We start from the raw sequence: 13741 nt of genomic DNA, 5'->3' as shown, positions 1-13741 counted from the left end.
TCAGCATGACAAAAATTACATTGATTTAGCAATTTAGTTTCCTGAAATGCCCGTTCCTGTAATCGATTTAGGACGGGTTGCCATCAAAGGTTTAGCTGGTTTCTGCGTCGTATCCTTCGGAGCGGGCTTTTTGGGTTTCGGTGCAATAAGTGCACTGGCTGGCGGTAAGTAATTAGATGCTTTTACCTGAGCATCGAGTACAAGGGCCTCGGTTTTACGTTTCAGGTAACGTTCAGCAACCAGCGCAGCTACCGATGCAGCCGCCTTACCACCCCAACCGGCGTTTTCGACGAACACTGCAACCGCGATCTTAGGGTTATTCATTGGGGCGAAACCAATGAAAATCGAGTGGTCGTATTTATGTCCGTATTTGGCGTTTTGCGACGTACCACTTTTTCCGCACAACTCAATATTTGTTGTATTGACCAGAGGAGTTACCGTTCCTGCCAATACTGCCCTCCGCATTCCATCAATCACCGGTAAGTAGTACTTGTAATCAATTCCTGTCTCATGATGCTGATGGTACTGATTCGGGACACCTGTTCCTGCCTTACCAAACCCCTTGATATAATGCGGGGTGATGTACCAGCCCCGGTTGGCGATAGTAGCGGCCAGATTCACCAGTTTCATCGGGCTGATGAGCAACTCGCCCTCGCCGATACTCAAAGAATACACGTTCGAGAATTTCCAACGTAACGCGCCCCGATAGGCTTTGTCATAATATTCTGGAGTGGGGAGATTGCCTTTCAGTTCGCTGGGTAAATCAATGCCAAGCCGGTCAGCCATGCCGAACTTCTCGACCATATTATGCCATTCGTGCAAACCAATGGCCGATGCTTTGAACGTATTATGTTCGCCGTTGTGGTAGATGAATTTCCGGAAAACGTTGTAGAAGTACGGGTTACAGGAATTCTGGACTGCTCCCCGCAAATCGTTTCCACCCCGGCAGTGGCACCGCATCGGCGACCCGCCATGTCCGTAGTACGTATTGGTAAAAAGCGATCCCTGCTGCTGGGCGATCAACGCCTGAATCAGCTTGAACGTAGAACCCGGTCGATAACTCGCCATCACTGGTCTGTTAATGAGGGGCTTATAAGGATTTTTTATCAATGCCCGATAGTTTTTCGAGAAAAACCGACTCGACAGCATATTAGGGTCGTAGGTTGGCGCTGAGACAGAAACCAGAATTTCGCCGGTCGATGGCTCAACAGCCAGCACGGCTCCTACTTTGTTCTGCATTAACGTATCGGCGTATTTCTGCACCTCTACGTCGATACCCGTAATGAGGTTTTGCCCGGCTACGGCTAACGTATCGAAAGCGCCATTTTTCCAGGAGCCCTTGTTAACGCCACGAACGTTCTGCATCATGAACTTTACGCCCCGCTTGCCCCGAAGTTGTTCTTCGTACTCCTCTTCCAGACCATTATGCCCGATGTAATCGCCCTGGCGATAATACATAATGTCCTGATCTTCAAGCTGTTTTTTGCTAATTTCGCTCACGTAGCCCAGCGCATTCGCCATCGTATGGGCCGGGTACGTTCGCATGGAGCTAATGATCGGTTCAAAACCCCGGTAATCGACCAGCGCATCCTGAATTCGGGCAAAATCTTCTTTAGAAAGTTGTCGCAAAAACAGAGACGGTTTCACGGGTGAGTAGTTCACCGCTATACCCATAATGCTGTCGAAGTCAGCGCGGGTAATGTCCATCATCCGGCAGAAAGCCGACGTATCAGGAATCTTCACCTGTTTGGGCGTTACGTATAAATCGTAAACCGGTGTATTATAGACAATTAACTGATTGTTCCGGTCATAAATCTGCCCTCGATACGGAATTTCGACAACCCGCTTAATGGAGTTTTTCGACGCTCCCAGCGAATACGTATCATCTAAAACCTGCAAGTAAAATAGTCGGGCCAGATACGTCAGCCCGACGAGGCAGAAAACTCCAATTATAACCCACTTCCGATTCTCTAACATGAGAATTAATTCCTTTCAATCAAGATAACAAAGTTAATGAATAATGTAGAATGAATAATGGATAATGTAGCTCAGCGAATATATCCGGCCTACATTATCCATTATTCATTCTACATTATTCATTATTCATTGAATATCACCATCCTTTGGCGGTTGTTCGGATTCGGCAGAGGTACATATCGGCGGTGATGTACAGCACGGTTCCATCGTCGCCCCAGGCGCAGTTGGCGGTGGCTGCTCCGATTTTAATGTGTCCCAGAAAATCGTAAGGACCCGTTCCCTGTGTAGGTGCCAGTACCAATACACCCCCGCTGCCCGTAACCCACAGATTACCATCACGGTCAACTTTCATGCCATCGAATCCGCCTTCCAGACCCTGCTTTTTCATATTCTCTGGCCCAAAAACGATACGTCCTTTTCCGACGGAACCATCGGCCTGAATTGGGTAAGCCATCACAACCGGGCGTAGTGGGTCTGATTGGGCGACGAATAACGTTTTCTCGTCGGGCGAAAGGGCAATGCCGTTGGGTCGGCTTAAGTCGCTGACAACAATCGAGACGGCTCCCGCTACACCGTTACGTTCAGGGGCGATCCGGTAAACACCGTAGCCATCCGTTTCGCGTCCCGGATCTTTTTCCTTTTTCGGCATGCCATAAGGCGGGTCGGTGAAGTAGTAGCTTCCGTTAGAATGTACCGCTACGTCGTTAGGGCTGTTGAATCGTTTACCGTTGAAGTTATCAGCCAGTGTACGTTTGCCACCACCGCCGTTGACGGGCATGGCCGTGATACGTCGATCGCCGTGTTCGCAGGAAATGAGTCGTCCCTGCTTGTCGATTGCCAGTCCGTTAGAACCCGGTTCGTCGCCATACGTACCGACGCCTGTATAGCCAGAAGGTTTCAAAAAAGTTGTCACACCTTCCTTGTCAGTCCACTTGTAAATAGTGTTTTGTGGAATGTCGGAGAAGAGCAAAAAAGCCTCACTTTTCACCCAGACTGGTCCTTCGGTCCACATAAAACCGTCGGCAAGTACTTCAATTTTTGTATCGGGCAGAATCAGTTTATCCAGACGAGGATCGGCACGTACCACCTGACCAATGGTGGGTAGAGGAGATGTCTGTGCAAAAGCCGGACTCAGCGCGGTAGTCAGCCAGCCGGATATCAGTAAAAGTTTGGTTTTCATAAATAGTGTCAGGAATTAAGGGTAATACGCAGCTAATGAGGAAAAGCGTATAGAAGTTGACTTTTAACGTAGTGTGGACGGGTAACGTAGTGATACGTCATCCGTCACCATTCAAAATAAAAACACAATCATACCTAATGGACAACTCGACTAAAAAACAATTTGCCACTGTTGACGAATATATTGCCTTGCAACCCGAATCAATGCGTGCTGGATTAACGGAAATCAGGCAGATCATTAAGCAGGCCATTCCCGACGTAGAGGAATTAATTAGTTACCAAATGCCGGGATATCGATATCATGGGAAGCTTGTGTGGTTTGCGGCCAACAAAAATCATTACGGTCTCTACGTACCGCCCGGTTTTATCGCTGCTTTTAAGGATGAACTGAGTAAATATAGCCAGACAAAATCGGCCATCCATCTTCCGGTTAACCAACCGATTCCTGCTCAACTTATTACTAAAATAGTGCAGCACGGTGCCCAAAAGAATCAGGAGCAGGAATTGATCAAAAAGCAGGCTAAAAAGAAGAAATAGAATGGAACAGGAATTACGTCTGCAAATTGTATTGGAGAAACCGACACCGGGCGTCGATTTTGGCCTTCAGAAAGGGAGCGGAAATGCCTACGAAACCATCCAGACGCAACGTTCCGCCGGAGCCGATTTGTCGTTTACGTGTACGGCCCGGGTGAAAAGTGATTCATTCAATAAAGAATCGCCCGTTTTGCTAGGGCCATTTGTTCAGGGGCCACCCGACAGTCGGTTTGTTTACCTTGATATTGGTAAGACTGCGGGCCAGCATGATACAGAATGGAGTCGGCGGCTGAAAATACCGTTAACGGGTATAAGCTGGGAAATGATTCATCAACTGGGTGAAAACCCCGGTCAAATGCTAGTAACGCAGGTTCCGGGAACGGGTAAAGACGGTAGCCCCAATTGCGCAACTGTAAAACCTTTCGCTGGGTGGCGGATTAGTTAAAGATTCCAGTAATTTTTTGTCATTTTAAAGAACGAGGAATCTTAACGTATCCAAATCCTCAGTTAATGATACGTTAAGATTCTTCGTCCCTCAGAATGACAAAAGCGCATGAATTTAACGTATCATCAAAAGTTTAAGCAGGTTCAACGTAGTACGCTACGTCCGGACTTTGATTTAGAACTTCGGTGATTTTTAGCTACGACTTTGGTCAAATTCTCTTATTTTTATTGGATTTTTTTCTTCCCAATCTTAGTCGTACATGAAAAATAAAAAACAGGCAACGTCACCGGAAAACGCTAACAATTCTTCCCGGCGGTCGTTTCTGAAAACGCTTGGTCTGGCCGGAACGGCCGCAGCTACGGCACCTGCCGCCCTGGCCGAAACAGCATCAAACACAACCGTTATCCCACAATACCTCAATCTGGTACGTAGTCATAGCAGCACGGCGGCCAACGATAAGGTACGGATGGCTCTCATCGGAACTGGTGGAATGGGCATAGGTGACATGCAGACCGCGCTGATGGTTGAAGGCGTTGAAATGGTTGCAGCCTGCGACCTTTACGATGGTCGTTTGCGTCGGGCAAAAGAACTTTGGGGGGATAGCCTGCCCGTTACGAAAGACTACCGCGAGCTTCTGGAACGTAGTGATGTCGACGCCATCATCAACGGAACCACCGATCATTGGCACGAAAAAATCTCGTCCGACGCGATGCACAAAGGCAAGCACGTCTATTGCGAAAAGCCGATGGTGCAGAAAGTTGAGGATGGCCATACGTTGATTAAAGTGGCGAAGGAAACCGGAAAAGTGTTTCAGGTAGGCAGCCAGTTTGCCAGTTCGCTGCTCATTGCCAAAGCCCGCGAACTTCTGAAAGCCGGCGACATTGGCGAACTCGTGTTTGTAGAAGCCATCTACGACCGACACAGCGCACAGGGAGCCTGGCAATACTCGGTTCCTCTCGATGCGTCTCCGCAAACCGTCGATTGGGATACGTACCTGGGTTCGGCACCAAAACGCGCCTGGGACCCGCTACGTTTCTTCCGCTGGCGCAATTACACCGACTACGGTACGGGTATCGCTGGTGATTTATACGTTCACCTGCTGACGTCGCTACACTGCATCACAGGCTCGAAAGGTCCAACCCGCGTCTATTCAACCGGTGGACTACGTTACTGGAAAGATGGGCGTGATGTGCCTGATATTCAATTAAGTATCTACGATTATCCGAAGACGGCCGAGCACCCAGAATTCAACCTGACTACGCGTTCTAACTTCGTCGATGGGGGAGGAGGTAATTATTTAGTCCGTCTGGTCGGTACAGAAGGCGATCTGTCGATTGGGATGGATAGCCTGACGGTACATCGGAACAAATTCCCGAAAGCACCCGGTATGTCGGTTGGGAATTTCCCGAAAGACCAGAAAGATGCGTACATCGCCGAATACAATAAACTATATCCACAAAAGCCTGAACTGGTTGGGCCTAAGGAGTTTAAATACGCTTTCCCTGCCGATTACAAAGGCGACCGTTACGAACACTTCGTTAATTTCTTCAATTCGATACGTACCGGCGCCCCAAACATCGAAGACGCTACGTTCGGACTACGGGCGTGTGGTCCAACTCAGTGTGGAAATATGAGCTACTTCCAGAAGAAAATTGTTGGTTGGGACCCGATCAACATGAAGATTCAGCCAACTGTCTAACACGTTGCTAAAACTTTTCAAATCCCCAGAAATGCTACGTTTCCGGGGATTTTTTTTTAGTCTACCCGCAACGTACTACGTCCCACACCAGGCATCCCATTTAACGTAGCACCTTCGGCCTGAAGGCGAATGGTAGTTTTAGAATCCGATGTAAAAAATGATACGTTGGCTTTTCCCTCAGCATTGGTCTGAATTAGTGGCGACCAAAACAGTGTTGTCCGATAATCGGGGCGCACATGTTCAGGCTTGGTTACGTTGTACTGGGGTGCGTAAAACTCACGGACAGCTGTAAACCCCGGTAACTTCGCTACCAACGTACCGGGTGCTAAGTCCTTCGAGTAGTCATAGGAAGAATCACCGCGTTTGGTTAGAATCGAAATAACGCCCCCTGATGCCCGTGAGCCGTAAATGGCTGCCGATGCTCCTTTTAAAATATCGACCTGATCGACGTCCTGCACGGATATACTCATCGCGCCCTGAAGGTCGGTAGGCATTCCGTCGATAACAAATAGCGGTTCAACTGGGCCGCTGAAATTTGCAGCTCCGCGAATTTGTACGCGGGCACTCATGCCGGTACCGGTGACCTGCACGCCCGCTACCCGCCCCTGAATTACGTCCAGAATCGTTAGCCGTCCGGCTGTATTCATGGCATCAAATTTCACGGTCGCATCGGCTCGGCCGTAGATTTTTCGGGAGTCGGTGGGTTCCTGCTTTTTCGCCTTCACCGTAACAGCTTGGAGCAGTACCTCTCTATTTTGACGAATCTGCCGTTCAATTTCCTGATATTCTTTGGCTCGTCTGATAAACTCGCCATACTCATCTCTGCTGACTTCCAAAGGGTTAAAAGGTACTCGTAAGAGGGTTAGGGGAGGAGCTACCAACTGATCGAGGGAAATGACGAGATTTCGGTTGTTTGACCCTTTCACACCCTGAATGAAAACGGTGGTTGTGTCGGAAAAGTCCAGGCCGTAAGCTCCATAGTTCCCGGCTTCATCCGTCTCGCCCATTAGAAAAGACCGCGTGCTGTCGCGCCTTGATAACACAAATGTCAACGCGACTTTTCCGCCAACATCTTTCTGATTCGGACGTACTACGCGCCCTGTGAGCGAGAGTCCTTCTTCAACTGGATATTTAACAGGTGGTACGTTGCCTGTCAATACGTTTGACCATGCGAAGCGACGCCAGCCTTGTGTCATCAGTAGTAAATCCAGTTGTATCCAGCGATCGGTATGCGTCGGATTAAAATAATAATCAGGCTGCTCGATGTTACCCGTCAGGTCAGAAGAAAGTAACAGATGCGAAACGATAGTAGTCCCGTTCGAATCAGTTTCGGGCGATAATCGCGTATCAACGGCTGCCAGCGAGAGGTTCGTCGAAACCGGTTTGCCATCAGCGTCGGTTGTACTAATGTCGAGATTAACCTGTTCGCGGTTTTTGTAAACAGTTTTAGTAGGCGCTATTTGAACGCGTAACTGTTCATTATTATTGATAAAAACCAGTCGTTCGGCAGCTGGCTTATTGGTTTCGTCGAAAATGGTAATCTGCGCGATTCCTTCGGGAAACTCTTTCTTTGGCAAACGTAGCGCCGACATTTTTTTTGCAATTGGTATTTTAGCGGCACTCACAACCTGCCCCCGCGTCTGTGCGACCAGTGTTAACGTAGCACCCGCATCCGCAGCCGATTTATTGTGAATAACATAGACAATCACATTCTCTTTATTAGACAGATTATCAACCTGCATCGTTATACCCTGCGCCTGTGCGGTGGGCATAGCGTAGGATACAAATTGCCCTTTATTTGTTTGAATAAAGGCAGTGTAAGTTTGCGCCGGTTCGGGTTTAAACGTAAAAAAGCCCATACCTAAATAGCGGCTTGAAAAGCCACTTACGGTATCTTTCTGGCTGTTCAATACAAACCCCCTTACCGACACGCCCTGTCCGTTGCCGTCAATCGCTTTAAAGGCAACCCTACCCTCAAGACCGGCTACCAACTGACCGCCTTCGGGTAAAAACTGAACATCAAGCTTTGCATTAGACGTAGTAGCACTACGTTTTCCTTTATCAGAAGTTTCGTCTGGACGTAGTATAGTAAGCGTTTTAGTGAAAAAATAAGTGTCCGGGAAATTCTTCATATAATTCGTATAGGCCCGAAGCTGATACGTACCGGATGGCAACGTATCGGGTAGGCTGAGCTGGCCGGGCGCGTAACTATTCGTCGTCCGCAACTGCATCCGTAATCGGGTACGTTTGGCCGCCAGGTCTACCAGATCGACGTAGAGAACTTTACTTGACGTATCGGCATCATGAGTATTTCCATTAAAAAGAGACCCTTTTAGCCAGATCGTTTCGCCGGTCAGATATACGTCACGATCGGTGTGAACATAAACCTTTTCAGTAGGGCGTTGCCGATTATAGGCTTGCAGGCGCTCAAGCAACTGTTTGATAAAATCGTCGTCTTTGGGACGAAAAGCGATACTCAGCGAGGCCGCAACGAAAAAACAAAAAAGTAGGAGACGCATAAAATAGGTTTTAGGTGGATAGATCATCCGAAATGGATGAAGCGACTAAATTAGCAGAAATTATTTCTCGTCATGACTGTACCTATGCATAAAACCGCGCTGGTAGTAGGCGCAACGGGCCTGATTGGCGACATACTCACTCACCGTCTTGTTGATGCTCCCTTTTATGAAAAAGTGAAAGTTTTAGTACGCAAATCGCTGAATTGGCAACACCCACGTTTACAGGAAATCGTTTTTGACTTCGATCATCCTAACGGACTGCTCACTCAGGCCGACGATATATTCTGTTGTCTGGGCACGACCATGAAAAAAGCAGGCTCGAAAGCGGCCTTCCGAAAAGTAGATTATCAGTATCCACTTGATATTGCCCGGCTGGGATTAGCTAGTGGCGCTCGTCAGTTTGCCATCGTTACGGCGCTGGGTGCCGATCCTAACTCTTCGATTTACTATAACAAGGTAAAAGGTGAAGTTGAGCGTGATCTGACTGCCCTGAATTACCCTAATTTACTCATTTTTCGACCATCACTTCTGTTGGGTAATCGTTCAGAAAGCCGCTTAGGCGAACGTATTGGAGCTGGTTTTATGCGGTTGTTCAATCCACTGATTCCTGATAAGTACAAAGGTATAGAAGCCGAGAAAGTGGCTAACGCTATGCTAATCACAATACAGCAAGGACTTACGGGTAAACACATTTTTGAGTCTGATAAATTACAGGATTATTAGACGAAGGCTTCTTCAATCGGTAACGCTCACAAACGAATGCCTGTTTCGCTATCCAATGCCGTGCTTATCCGGGAAGCCACTCAGAGCGACGTAGCAATCATCTATGACTTTCTATGTATGCTTGAAGAAACCCGCTTTGACCTCATCGCTTTTCAACAAGTTTTTAACCATAATCTAACTAGTACGTCGGTTCATTATCTCGTTGCCGAACTGGCGGGTGAGGTAGTGGGATTTGTCAGTTGCCATGTGCAGCAACTACTGCATCACGTAGGAAAAGTTGGCGAAATCCAGGAGCTATTCGTCCGGCCCGACGTTCGCAACCAGCGTATTGGGCATCAACTTGTGGAGGCACTTACTACGTTAGCTATTCAGGAAAACTTTGTCAATCTGGAAGTCACTACGAATCAGAAACGCGCTGATACCGTCCGTTTTTATGAGCGGGAAGCCTTTACAAAAACTCACTTTAAATTAGTTAAACCGATTCAGACATAATGCCTTTTGCTCTACTTCTTTTAGCAATCTTCATCTCAACAAGTTCCGTTCTAGGTCAGACGTCAGCAACACCCCAGCTACGTAACGACGTCAAATTGGAGCGTACCCTTCGAGCGGCACTGGATGGCTTTCAGGGCGATGCGGGCGTTTACGTGCGAAATCTCCGGACAGGAAAAGGCGTGGTTATTAATGCTGATACACTTTTTCCGACGGCCAGCACCATCAAAATTCCCATTCAATGCGGTCTGTTTGCGAAGATTCAGCAGGGCGACCTAACGTATCAGCAGGAGTTGACGTACAGCGATTCGCTACACTACGACGATGGGATTGTTGGTTCATTGAAAAACGGGGCCAAAATGCCGCTCAGTCAGGTGGTTATGCTTATGGAAACTGTCAGCGACAACACGGGCAGTTTGTGGTGTCAGGCGTTGGCGGGTGGTGGTTCTGCTATCAATAATTGGCTCGAGGCTAACGGATTTCACCAGACTCGCGTTAATTCGCGCACGCCCGGTCGGCAGGAAAACCGGACTCGTTACGGTTGGGGACAAACAACGCCCCGCGAACTGGCTGAACTACTTGCATACATTCGGGAAGGGCGGGCGATTAGTCCCGATGCCAGTGAAGAAATGTATAGAAACCTGGGACGACAGTATTGGGACAGTCATGGATTGTCGCAGATTCCGCCCAACGTAAAAGTGGCTACTAAAAACGGTGCGGTAGACCAATCACGTTCCGAAGTGGTGCTTGTGGAGGCTCCCCACGGTGCATACGTGTATTGCGTTATGACCAAAAATCAGAAAGACGCGAGCTGGCAACGTAGTAATGAAGGTTTTACGCTGCTGCGGAACGTAGCGGCTATCTTGTGGAAGCATTTTGAGCCTAAATCTGACTGGAAACCAAGTGACGGTTACGAGAAGTGGTATTGATATGTTTGTGACAAGCTGGAACTTGGCCCAGACTCAATTGTATAAAAAAGCCGCTTACTACGTAGCAAGCGGCTTTTTTGAATAAAGAAACGTATCGATTTTAGTTCAGAAACTTCAGACGTAAATCGTTTAGTTGGCTACGGATAGATCCGTCAATTTGCTGATCGCCGATACGTAGTACGTACCCTCCAATCAGACGATTGTCAATTTTTTCCTCCAGTTCGACCAGCTTTGCAGCGGTTGTTTTAGCCACCGCTGCTTTAAATTTCTTACGTAACGCATCGGTTAGCGGTACAGTTGTAATAACGGTTGCCCGCTCAACACCTTTCAACCGATCATACTGACTGATAAATTGATTGGCAATTTCGTCCATAATCCCTTCGCGGTTCTTTCGCGAAATAATCTGAAAGAATGACATCGTTACCGGATCAACGTGGCTGGTAAAAACGGCTTTGATAATGGCACTTTTCTTTTCAGCCCGGACAATTGGGTTCTTCAGCATCAGCAACAGCGGTCGGCTTTGCTCCACTGTTCTTTTGAAAAACTGCATATCCTGATATAGCTTCTCCGTGATGCCCTTTTCCTGTGCCAAATCCAACAGCGATTTGGCGTAACGAGCGGCTACTGTAGCAACGGCCATAATCGATTAGTTGAGATTTGAGTTAGTTACTAAATCCGTAACCAGTTTTTCCTGCGCGGTTTTGTCGCTCAGTTCTTTACGTAGTACTTTCTCTGCAATATCGAGCGACAACGTAACAACTTCTTTTTTCATCTGCTGCACCAGTGCCTGACGCTCGTTCTGCATCGACTCGCGGGCCTGTTCCAGTATCCGCTTGCCTTCTGACTCTGCTTTATCACGCGAATCAGCAAGCATTTTGTCGGCAGTTTCTTTAGCACCACGCAAAATAGCTTCACGCTCTGAACGTGCCTGAGCCAGCAGTTTTTCATTGTCAGCTTTGAGAGCCGTCATTTCCAGCCGGGTTTTTTCGGCCAGATCTAGTGCACTTTGAATGTTGTTTTCGCGCTCATTCAGGCTATCTGTGATAGGTTTCCAGGCGAACGCGCGCAGGATAAAAAACAGGCCGAGGAAAACAATTACCTGCCAGAATAAAAGACCAAGATCGGGAGTAAGCAAATCCATGGATTTACGATTTTCGATGTTTGACTAACGACTTCACTTCACGATATACGCTTATAAATCATCGTTCATAAATCGTATATCAAACTCTTTTTCAATCTTTTGTTAGAAGTTGTTTGCCCACCGGCAACCCCAAACGGGCAAACAACATTCTGAAAACGGGCGAGTAGTGGAGCCAGCGCCTAATGCAACCAGCCTACTCTTTTTTGAGTCGCTGCTTAGGCTGTAGCCACCAGCAGACAAATAACGGCTGCGAACAGAGCCACGGCTTCGATAAGAGCCGCGATGATCAGCATAGCGGTTTGGATACGACCAGCCGCTTCTGGCTGACGGGCAATCCCTTCCATAGCACTACCACCAATCCGACCGATACCAAGACCAGCACCGATAGCGGCCAGACCAGCGCCAACAGCGGCACCCATAACCGAAACACTACCAGTAGCTTCTAACAGCAGAGCAAATAACATGGATAACATAAAACTCAAACAGATTTATTAGTGAAACAAAAGATTGCGTATTAGTTGATACCGGGCCGCCGGTGCGGTCGTCAGTCATAAGTCATTAGCCACTCTAGACTATCGACTGTTAACTGACCACTATTTTTAGTGCGCTTCCGCGCCTTCGTAACCGATACCGTGGTCGGCTTCGTGGTGTTCCTCCACCGCGCTGCCAATGTACATAGCAGTTAGTAGGGTGAAAATGAACGCCTGAAGGAAAGCAACCAGCAGTTCGATCATATTCAAAAACAGGGTAAAAAATATCACGACTGGGCTAATGGCCAGGCTCGTACCAGATCCACCAAGAGCGTTAGCCATGAAAATCAGACCCAACAAACTTAGAATGATAATGTGACCGGCAGTGATGTTGGCAAACAACCGAACCATGAGCGAGATCGGCTTCATGAACACACCTACAATCTCAACCGGAATCATGATCGGCAGCAAGGCAACTGGAACGCCTGTTGGTTTAAGGATGTGCATCCAGTAATGCTTATTTCCACTGAACGTAACAATCAGGAACGTAATAACGGCCAGTACTAATGTAACGGCAATATTGCCTGTCAGGTTAGCGGCTCCCGGCAGCAGACCGAGCAGGTTGTTCGTCAGGATGAAAAAGAACAGTGTCAGCAGGTAGGGCAGATACTTCGTGTATTTCGGCCCAATGCTGGGTTTGGCAATTTCGTCGCGCACGAACAGGATAATTGGCTCCAGAAACGATTGAATCCCTTTTGGTGCTTTGCCTTTGTTTTTTGCGTAACCGCTGCTTACAGCCGAAAACACCAACAACATAATGGCTGCACTCAACAACAGCGATGCTACGTTCTTGGTGATCGAAAAGTCATAAACTTTAGCTTCATGACTTGCTTCACCGCCTTCATGGACACGATGAATTTTACCGTGTTCATTTTTGTAGCCATTGTACACTTCGCCGTGTGCCAGCCGTGATGAAGAGAAAACTTCAAGGCTCCGGTCGCTCGAATAAAGAATAACCGGAAGTGGCAACGTAACACCGTGAGCGAATTCCCAGCCGTGGTCATCTTTAATGTGATGCATAATCATGCTACCCACATCAAATTTTCCTTTTTTAGCCGCTTCGTCTCCGGCATGTTCTGTGTGTGGTTCTCCACTGTGTTCGTGCTCCTGCGCACGAACGCCAACTAATGAGCTCAGAATGAGAGCTACTACCAATAAAATTCTATTAATCCCAGAACGCATCATATGATGTGACAGATCGTTTTTACGAATCGCGTCGCAAGTTACGAGTAAGCGTCCAAATCTCAAAGCCTGCGTAACATATATATAGTACAAGAAAGTCCAAAATGAACGTACGTCGTTGCTCGATATGGCGGAACAGGAAAAAACCAACAAAGGCCAATCCCAATATCATCCGAGCCACGGTGGCTGCCAGGTACAAAGGAATGAATCGGGATCGATCTCCTTGTAAACCAGTCTCTACCAGCCGTTGTGTGAGTATCGATACAGAGCCAAAAAAGACCAGTAATATTTTCCAGCCCGGGTGCAACCAGAACGCGGCAAAATATTGTTTGGCTACAAAAAATACAATTGCTAAAAAAACGGTAAACAGAAAAGGACGAAGCATGAAAATTAG

General features: G+C 47.7%; 14 protein-coding genes. 6 read left to right on the top strand and 8 right to left on the bottom strand.

Annotation, left to right across the window (positions count from 1 at the left end):
- Positions 1-33: 33 nt before the first annotated feature.
- Both IC229_RS14210 and IC229_RS14205 read right to left on the bottom strand, forming a co-directional pair.
- Positions 34-1977 carry a penicillin-binding transpeptidase domain-containing protein gene (locus IC229_RS14210; protein ID WP_190887653.1) on the bottom strand — a complete coding sequence of 648 codons (1944 nt, stop codon included), beginning with the start codon at positions 1975-1977 and terminating at the stop codon, positions 34-36.
- 136 nt (positions 1978-2113) lie between these two features.
- On the bottom strand, positions 2114-3157 hold the full coding sequence (locus IC229_RS14205) for an SMP-30/gluconolactonase/LRE family protein (protein WP_190887652.1): 1044 nt from the start codon (positions 3155-3157) through the stop codon (positions 2114-2116).
- A 137-nt stretch (positions 3158-3294) separates the two neighbouring features.
- Here IC229_RS14205 and IC229_RS14200 point away from each other — a divergent pair, with 137 nt between their 5' ends.
- The 3 genes from IC229_RS14200 to IC229_RS14190 all read left to right on the top strand — a co-directional run bounded on the left by IC229_RS14200 (position 3295) and on the right by IC229_RS14190 (position 5834).
- Complete coding sequence (locus tag IC229_RS14200) at positions 3295-3693, top strand: iron chaperone (protein WP_190887651.1); 399 nt, start codon at positions 3295-3297, stop codon at positions 3691-3693.
- Position 3694: 1 nt separating this feature from the next.
- Entirely contained in the window at positions 3695-4135 is a 441-nt protein-coding gene (locus IC229_RS14195; RefSeq protein WP_190887650.1) for a DUF5990 family protein, read from the top strand.
- A 259-nt stretch (positions 4136-4394) separates the two neighbouring features.
- Positions 4395-5834 (top strand): Gfo/Idh/MocA family protein, encoded by a 1440-nt coding sequence (locus tag IC229_RS14190; protein WP_190887649.1) that lies wholly within the window; start codon positions 4395-4397, stop codon positions 5832-5834.
- 56 nt (positions 5835-5890) lie between these two features.
- On the opposite strand, the gene IC229_RS14185 is transcribed toward IC229_RS14190, so the two are convergent.
- Positions 5891-8353: a TonB-dependent receptor plug domain-containing protein gene (locus IC229_RS14185; protein WP_190887648.1), complete on the bottom strand. Its 2463-nt coding sequence runs from the start codon at positions 8351-8353 to the stop codon at positions 5891-5893.
- A gap of 72 nt (positions 8354-8425) precedes the next feature.
- On the opposite strand from IC229_RS14185, the gene IC229_RS14180 reads away from it, so the two are divergent.
- From IC229_RS14180 to IC229_RS14170, 3 genes are read left to right on the top strand one after another with little or no spacing between them, the layout of a single operon-like run.
- Positions 8426-9076 (top strand): oxidoreductase, encoded by a 651-nt coding sequence (locus IC229_RS14180; protein ID WP_190887647.1) that lies wholly within the window; start codon positions 8426-8428, stop codon positions 9074-9076.
- 36 nt (positions 9077-9112) lie between these two features.
- Positions 9113-9568: a GNAT family N-acetyltransferase gene (locus tag IC229_RS14175; RefSeq protein ID WP_190887646.1), complete on the top strand. Its 456-nt coding sequence runs from the start codon at positions 9113-9115 to the stop codon at positions 9566-9568.
- A complete protein-coding gene (locus tag IC229_RS14170) occupies positions 9568-10494 on the top strand; it encodes a serine hydrolase (protein ID WP_190887645.1) in 927 nt (308 codons plus the stop codon). Before IC229_RS14175 ends, IC229_RS14170 begins: the two co-directional genes overlap by 1 nt.
- Before the next feature lie 100 nt (positions 10495-10594).
- On the opposite strand, the gene atpH is transcribed toward IC229_RS14170, so the two are convergent.
- The 5 genes from atpH to IC229_RS14145 form a co-directional block, all read right to left on the bottom strand.
- Positions 10595-11134, bottom strand: coding sequence for an ATP synthase F1 subunit delta (atpH, locus tag IC229_RS14165; RefSeq protein ID WP_190887644.1), 540 nt, complete (start codon positions 11132-11134; stop codon positions 10595-10597).
- 6 nt (positions 11135-11140) lie between these two features.
- Positions 11141-11635 carry a F0F1 ATP synthase subunit B gene (locus IC229_RS14160; protein WP_190887643.1) on the bottom strand — a complete coding sequence of 165 codons (495 nt, stop codon included), beginning with the start codon at positions 11633-11635 and terminating at the stop codon, positions 11141-11143.
- Between the two features lie 215 nt (positions 11636-11850).
- A complete protein-coding gene (atpE, locus tag IC229_RS14155; protein ID WP_394355941.1) occupies positions 11851-12099 on the bottom strand; it encodes an ATP synthase F0 subunit C in 249 nt (82 codons plus the stop codon).
- 135 nt (positions 12100-12234) lie between these two features.
- Positions 12235-13350, bottom strand: coding sequence for a F0F1 ATP synthase subunit A (atpB, locus tag IC229_RS14150; RefSeq protein ID WP_190887641.1), 1116 nt, complete (start codon positions 13348-13350; stop codon positions 12235-12237).
- Positions 13351-13369: 19 nt separating this feature from the next.
- On the bottom strand, positions 13370-13732 hold the full coding sequence (locus IC229_RS14145) for a hypothetical protein (RefSeq protein ID WP_190887640.1): 363 nt from the start codon (positions 13730-13732) through the stop codon (positions 13370-13372).
- Positions 13733-13741: the final 9 nt, after the last annotated feature.

The organism is Spirosoma profusum (assembly GCF_014699005.1).
GTDB lineage: Bacteria > Bacteroidota > Bacteroidia > Cytophagales > Spirosomataceae > Spirosoma > Spirosoma profusum.
Note: the sequence above shows the minus strand (reverse complement) of the source record. Positions and strands in the feature narration are given on the sequence as shown.

Bases quoted from the DNA above. Each gene is read 5' to 3' on its own strand.
- IC229_RS14185 (WP_190887648.1), bottom strand. From the start codon at position 8,353: ATGCGTCTCCTACTTTTTTGTTTTTTCGTTGCGGCCTCGCTGAGTATC.
- IC229_RS14160 (WP_190887643.1), bottom strand. From the start codon at position 11,635: ATGGATTTGCTTACTCCCGATCTTGGTCTTTTATTCTGGCAGGTAATT.
- IC229_RS14180 (WP_190887647.1), top strand. From the start codon at position 8,426: ATGACTGTACCTATGCATAAAACCGCGCTGGTAGTAGGCGCAACGGGC.
- IC229_RS14205 (WP_190887652.1), bottom strand. From the start codon at position 3,157: ATGAAAACCAAACTTTTACTGATATCCGGCTGGCTGACTACCGCGCTG.
- IC229_RS14170 (WP_190887645.1), top strand. From the start codon at position 9,568: ATGCCTTTTGCTCTACTTCTTTTAGCAATCTTCATCTCAACAAGTTCC.
- IC229_RS14145 (WP_190887640.1), bottom strand. From the start codon at position 13,732: ATGCTTCGTCCTTTTCTGTTTACCGTTTTTTTAGCAATTGTATTTTTT.
- atpH (WP_190887644.1), bottom strand. From the start codon at position 11,134: ATGGCCGTTGCTACAGTAGCCGCTCGTTACGCCAAATCGCTGTTGGAT.
- atpB (WP_190887641.1), bottom strand. From the start codon at position 13,350: ATGATGCGTTCTGGGATTAATAGAATTTTATTGGTAGTAGCTCTCATT.
- IC229_RS14190 (WP_190887649.1), top strand. From the start codon at position 4,395: ATGAAAAATAAAAAACAGGCAACGTCACCGGAAAACGCTAACAATTCT.
- IC229_RS14200 (WP_190887651.1), top strand. From the start codon at position 3,295: ATGGACAACTCGACTAAAAAACAATTTGCCACTGTTGACGAATATATT.
- IC229_RS14175 (WP_190887646.1), top strand. From the start codon at position 9,113: ATGCCTGTTTCGCTATCCAATGCCGTGCTTATCCGGGAAGCCACTCAG.
- atpE (WP_394355941.1), bottom strand. From the start codon at position 12,099: ATGTTATTTGCTCTGCTGTTAGAAGCTACTGGTAGTGTTTCGGTTATG.
- IC229_RS14210 (WP_190887653.1), bottom strand. From the start codon at position 1,977: ATGTTAGAGAATCGGAAGTGGGTTATAATTGGAGTTTTCTGCCTCGTC.
- IC229_RS14195 (WP_190887650.1), top strand. From the start codon at position 3,695: ATGGAACAGGAATTACGTCTGCAAATTGTATTGGAGAAACCGACACCG.